Raw genomic sequence first — 4442 nt, 5'->3', positions numbered from 1 at the left:
GCGTTAAAGCAAGCGTATCCTGAAATCCAATTTGATTGGTTAAAATTCGCTCACGGTGGTCATGGTATTTTTGCTATTACCTATGACGAGCTTATGACTCATCGTCAATTATTTGCCGCTTATGTGCAATTATTGGATGGTAATCAATAAAGTAAAATTGACACTGACGCTAAATTAAAAAACAGCAATTCAAAAACGGTAATTAAAAAATCGACTTCATTTGTTTAAGGATAGATATGGCTGGCAATAGTATTGGACAGGTTTTCACCGTAACGACGTGCGGCGAGTCGCATGGTGCAGGCCTGATGGCTATCGTCGATGGCGTACCGCCAGGTTTAGAATTGTGCGAAGCAGATTTGCAGATAGATTTGGATCGCCGTAAACCTGGGACCTCTAAATACTCGACCCAGCGCCGTGAGTCTGATGAAGTCGAGATTATCTCTGGGGTATTTGAAGGTAAAACGACGGGCACCTCGATTGGGCTTTTGATTCGTAACACCAATCAAAAATCAAAAGATTATAGTGAAATAAAAGACACTTTTCGCCCCGGTCATGCCGATTATACCTATAGTATGAAATACGGCTTTCGCGATTATCGCGGCGGCGGACGTTCATCAGCCCGTGAAACGGCCATGCGGGTGGCGGCAGGTGCAATCGCTAAAAAATATTTGCATAAGCGCTTAGGCGTGCAAGTACGCGGTCATGTTACCCAAATTGGCTCGGAATACAGTCAAGTGCTAGATGCTAGTCAAATCGATTGGGATTTTGTCAATAGCAATCCGTTTTTTTGTGCAGACGCCGATGCAGTCAGCCGCTTTGAGGTTTTGATAGATAGCTTGCGCCGTGAAGGTACGAGCTGTGGTGCGAGGTTAGAGATTATCGCAAGTGGCGTGCCCGTCGGATTGGGTGAACCGGTATTTGACCGCTTAGATGCCGATATTGCCCATGCGATGATGAGTATCAATGCCGTTAAAGGCGTTGAAGTTGGTGATGGTATGGCGGTAGCTGGACAGTTTGGTCATCGCTCACGTGATGAGATTACCCCTGATGGTTTTACGGCCAATCATGCGGGTGGTATCTTGGGTGGTATCTCGTCAGGACAAGATATCCGCGTTAGTATTGCTTTGAAACCAACCTCTAGTATTACGACAGCTGGCAAGAGCATCAATACAGAGGGTGAAGCGATTGAGATGCTGAAGCGATGCTGGCGATTGTATTACTGGATCACTATCTGCGCCATCGCGGTCAAAATGCCGATGTTGAGCAGCCAGTGCAGTCGATTACTTAGCTTTTCTGCCATACCTCTATTTGCCCTTTGCCGCATCTACTGCTGTTCTATTAGATACGTTAGAGGGTTTTTTTTATGCATGCTTAAAAAGTTAAGTAGGTAAGTTATAAACTCTATTTAAATACGGTATGTCTTGCTTAATCAAACAAACAAATCTGGTTTTATTTATCAGTTAAAGGAACTTAAAAACATGAGTAACTATTTAGATGCTGTTATTGTTGAACATAATCCTACAAACAAAGTGATTGACCGAGCCGTCATTTGGCTGCATGGTTTGGGTGCTAGCGGTCATGACTTTGAGCCAGTGGTACCACAGTTAGGTCTTGCGGATGACATGGCAGTACGTTTTATCTTTCCGCATGCGCCTAATCGTCCAGTGACGGTTAATGGTGGTATGGTCATGCCCGCATGGTATGACATCTTAGAGATGAGCCTTGAACGTAAAGTCGATATCGCTCAAATCGAAGAATCTTCTCAGCAAATCCATGACTTGATTGCTCGTGAAATTGAGCGCGGCGTTAAGCCTGAGCATATTGTCATTGCAGGATTTTCGCAGGGCGGGGCAGTGGCGTATCATGTGGCACTTGGCTATCCACAGCGCTTAGCAGGCTTGATGGCGCTGTCTACCTATCTGGCGACCAATGACCATATCAGCTATAGCGCCGCTAACAAAGACATGCCGATATTGATTGAACACGGTACGCACGACCCTGTTGTACCTGTGATTCTAGGTGAGCAAGCCCAGAATTTGTTATCGGCGAAAGGCTATAGTGTCGTTTACCATACCTATCCAATGGCGCATCAAGTTTGTATGCCGCAGATTCAAAATATTGGTCAATGGATGAATAAAGTTTTGGCTTAGACAATTGTGCTGTAACTTAATGTAATACAGAAGGCGTTTAGGTTGAAAACCGATAGGCAGGTACTATATAATAGTCAGTCTTATTGGGGATGTTCTGGCTTCGACGCTGGTGATGAAACTCAATGATGCATGTCGAGAGTGTATGTCCTCTCGTTAATCAAACATATATTGTTATAGTCGCAAACGACGAAACTTACGCTCTAGCAGCTTAAACCCTGCTTACTTGGTTGCTGATCACCTACAGTTGGTCAACTAAGTTGAAGCGTCCGCATGTAGGCTCGCCACAAGTGATTGTCTCAATCGCTTGGGTTCAAAAGTAGAGAATCGTCCAATCCATCCTGACTGTCGGATCGGTGCGGATTAAAACTAAAGACAGAAACTAAACATGTAGATTCATGAGCGTAATGCTGGCGGACGCGGGTTCAACTCCCGCCATCTCCACCATATATAGTTAGACAATGTAAAACATAGTTAAACAAAGTAAGACATAAAAACCTACTAAACCCCTTAAAACACTACGTTTCAAGGGGTTTTTTAGTGCCTAACCCTATGTTAATAGAGCATAGTTGAGCATTGACAAACATAGTCAAGCATAGTATTAATGCACACAACATACACACGTATTGACACACGGAATTGGCAGCCATGATAAATAAAGACTCGCAAGTAAAAGCGCTCAAGCCAGCGGATAAGCGCTACTCAAAATCATTGGGCGATGGTCTATCTATCGATGTAATGCCGTCCGGTCAAAAGTCTTGGGTTCTTGCTTATATTAAGGCTGGCAAGCGCACACGAACAAAGCTAGGCACTTACCCGGTACTATCACTTAAAGATGCTCGCACACTGGCGCAAGAAATGCAGCGTCAGGCAATCATGGGTTATAACGACATACTGGTTGAGGACTTGGTGAAGGAGTGGCTGTCTGTTTACTCGCCAGCCTGGACAAGCCAAAAGTATCACGACACGGTAGTCTATCGACTGGAGCTTGTGACCCACCGCATTGCTAAAGTAAAAGCCAATGACGTGAACCGCGCCATGATATCCAATGAGATTAGCCTACTTATCGCCAATGGCACGATAGAGACGGCCAATAGATGCTTGCGTCTGCTTAATTCGCTGTTTGATTATGCACTAGCCAAAGATTATGTGCAGAACAATCCTTGCTCATTGGTCAGCAAAATGATACCGTCGCGCAAAGTTATTAATATGGCTTGCCTGCCTATCACTGAAATGCCAAAATTTTGGACAAAGCTTAATTACATGGACATGCAGTTTGAAACCAAACAAGCAATCGCCTTATATAATTATCTTGCCTGCCGTCCAAGCGAGCTTGCAAAAGCGCGATGGGACACGGGCGAGTTTGATTTAGAAAATGGTATCTGGCTGATACCAGCACACAGAATGAAGATGCGCCAAGAACACATGATACCGCTGACCGAAAAGCCGCTTGAGATATTGCGCGAGCTTTATAACAATCGTACCAATGATGAGTATGTTTTTAAAAAGAAAAGCAAACCTTGGGAGCACATGCCAACTGAAACGCCACTGGCGGCCATTAAGCGGGCGGCTGGTGCTGGCAAGATGACTACTCACGGCTTTAGATCGCTACTATCGACACACGCCAACGCCTCAAAAGAGTTTGATAAGGATGTTATTGAGCGTCACTTGGCGCACGTACCAGAAAACAAGGGCCGCTTTGCCTACAATCGCGCTGATTACTGGGATGAGCGCGTAAGGCTTATGGAGTGGTGGTCAGATATTGTCACACCTTGGATTTATACACAAGCATAAAAAAAGGCGCATTAAGCGCCTTCCTCGTCTGTAATTTCTTCATCTGAAAACTCTATCTCTTTTATTCTATCGACCGTTGATTGCTTCCACCATTTTAACTGCTTGTTGGTTCTGTCTGGTGGGTACTGGTCCATATAATTATCGCGGAAGGTGCGAGGGTCTTTAAACCCCAGCTCGTTTGCTGTTTCCTTCATACTCAACCATCTAATCATTGTCGTTCTCCATCAAGCCATATTAAAAGAAACACTTGCTTCAACATCAAATTCAGTTTGGCAGTCGTTGCAAGTCGCGGTCAGTATTTCGCCGTCCATAACCAACACACTACTCACTTCATAACCACCGCCACATTCCGGACAATTAGCATCACCCATATCAAACTCCTACACGTTAATATTAATATTGCCAGTTATGGCATCGAGACACGCCTTAACCAGATAAGCATTGTCGTGATTTTTTATAATCCACTGTAAGTAACCGCGATCAGTGACCGCTATATCCTTG

At 44.6% G+C, this 4442-nt stretch carries 5 protein-coding genes, 1 other RNA gene and 2 pseudogenes; 5 read left to right on the top strand and 3 right to left on the bottom strand.

Annotated features, from left to right (window positions below; translation table 11 throughout):
* From V7D75_RS08615 to V7D75_RS08595, 5 genes and pseudogenes are all read left to right on the top strand, one after another.
* Nucleotides 1-150, top strand: a pseudogene (locus V7D75_RS08615) (50S ribosomal protein L3 N(5)-glutamine methyltransferase); the annotation flags it as partial.
* Nucleotides 151-236: 86 nt separating this feature from the next.
* Nucleotides 237-1288 (top strand): annotated as a pseudogene (gene aroC / locus V7D75_RS08610) (chorismate synthase).
* A 190-nt stretch (nucleotides 1289-1478) separates the two neighbouring features.
* Entirely contained in the window at nucleotides 1479-2150 is a 672-nt protein-coding gene (locus tag V7D75_RS08605) for an alpha/beta hydrolase (RefSeq protein WP_333614233.1), read from the top strand.
* Nucleotides 2151-2235: 85 nt separating this feature from the next.
* Nucleotides 2236-2594: a transfer-messenger RNA gene (gene ssrA, locus V7D75_RS08600) on the top strand.
* A gap of 201 nt (nucleotides 2595-2795) precedes the next feature.
* Entirely contained in the window at nucleotides 2796-3941 is a 1146-nt protein-coding gene (locus V7D75_RS08595; protein WP_333614232.1) for a tyrosine-type recombinase/integrase, read from the top strand.
* An 11-nt stretch (nucleotides 3942-3952) separates the two neighbouring features.
* On the opposite strand, the gene V7D75_RS08590 is transcribed toward V7D75_RS08595, so the two are convergent.
* The 3 genes from V7D75_RS08590 to V7D75_RS14655 are packed head-to-tail and all read right to left on the bottom strand — an operon-like array spanning nucleotide 3953 to nucleotide 4435.
* Nucleotides 3953-4153 carry a hypothetical protein gene (locus V7D75_RS08590; protein ID WP_333614231.1) on the bottom strand — a complete coding sequence of 67 codons (201 nt, stop codon included), beginning with the start codon at nucleotides 4151-4153 and terminating at the stop codon, nucleotides 3953-3955.
* A 12-nt stretch (nucleotides 4154-4165) separates the two neighbouring features.
* Nucleotides 4166-4312, bottom strand: a complete 147-nt coding sequence (locus V7D75_RS08585) for a hypothetical protein (RefSeq protein WP_333614230.1) — start codon at nucleotides 4310-4312, stop codon at nucleotides 4166-4168.
* A gap of 9 nt (nucleotides 4313-4321) precedes the next feature.
* On the bottom strand, nucleotides 4322-4435 hold the full coding sequence (locus V7D75_RS14655) for a hypothetical protein (RefSeq protein WP_442968942.1): 114 nt from the start codon (nucleotides 4433-4435) through the stop codon (nucleotides 4322-4324).
* Nucleotides 4436-4442 lie beyond the last annotated feature (7 nt).

Source organism: Psychrobacter sp. (assembly GCF_036731945.1).
In the GTDB taxonomy this organism is placed as follows: Bacteria; Pseudomonadota; Gammaproteobacteria; order Pseudomonadales; family Moraxellaceae; genus Psychrobacter.
Note: the sequence above shows the minus strand (reverse complement) of the source record. Positions and strands in the feature narration are given on the sequence as shown.

Excerpts from the sequence above, each read along its gene's own strand:
- V7D75_RS08605 (WP_333614233.1), top strand. The coding sequence starts at position 1,479 with ATGAGTAACTATTTAGATGCTGTTATTGTTGAACATAATCCTACAAAC.
- V7D75_RS08595 (WP_333614232.1), top strand. The coding sequence starts at position 2,796 with ATGATAAATAAAGACTCGCAAGTAAAAGCGCTCAAGCCAGCGGATAAG.
- V7D75_RS08590 (WP_333614231.1), bottom strand. The coding sequence starts at position 4,153 with ATGATTAGATGGTTGAGTATGAAGGAAACAGCAAACGAGCTGGGGTTT.
- V7D75_RS08585 (WP_333614230.1), bottom strand. The coding sequence starts at position 4,312 with ATGGGTGATGCTAATTGTCCGGAATGTGGCGGTGGTTATGAAGTGAGT.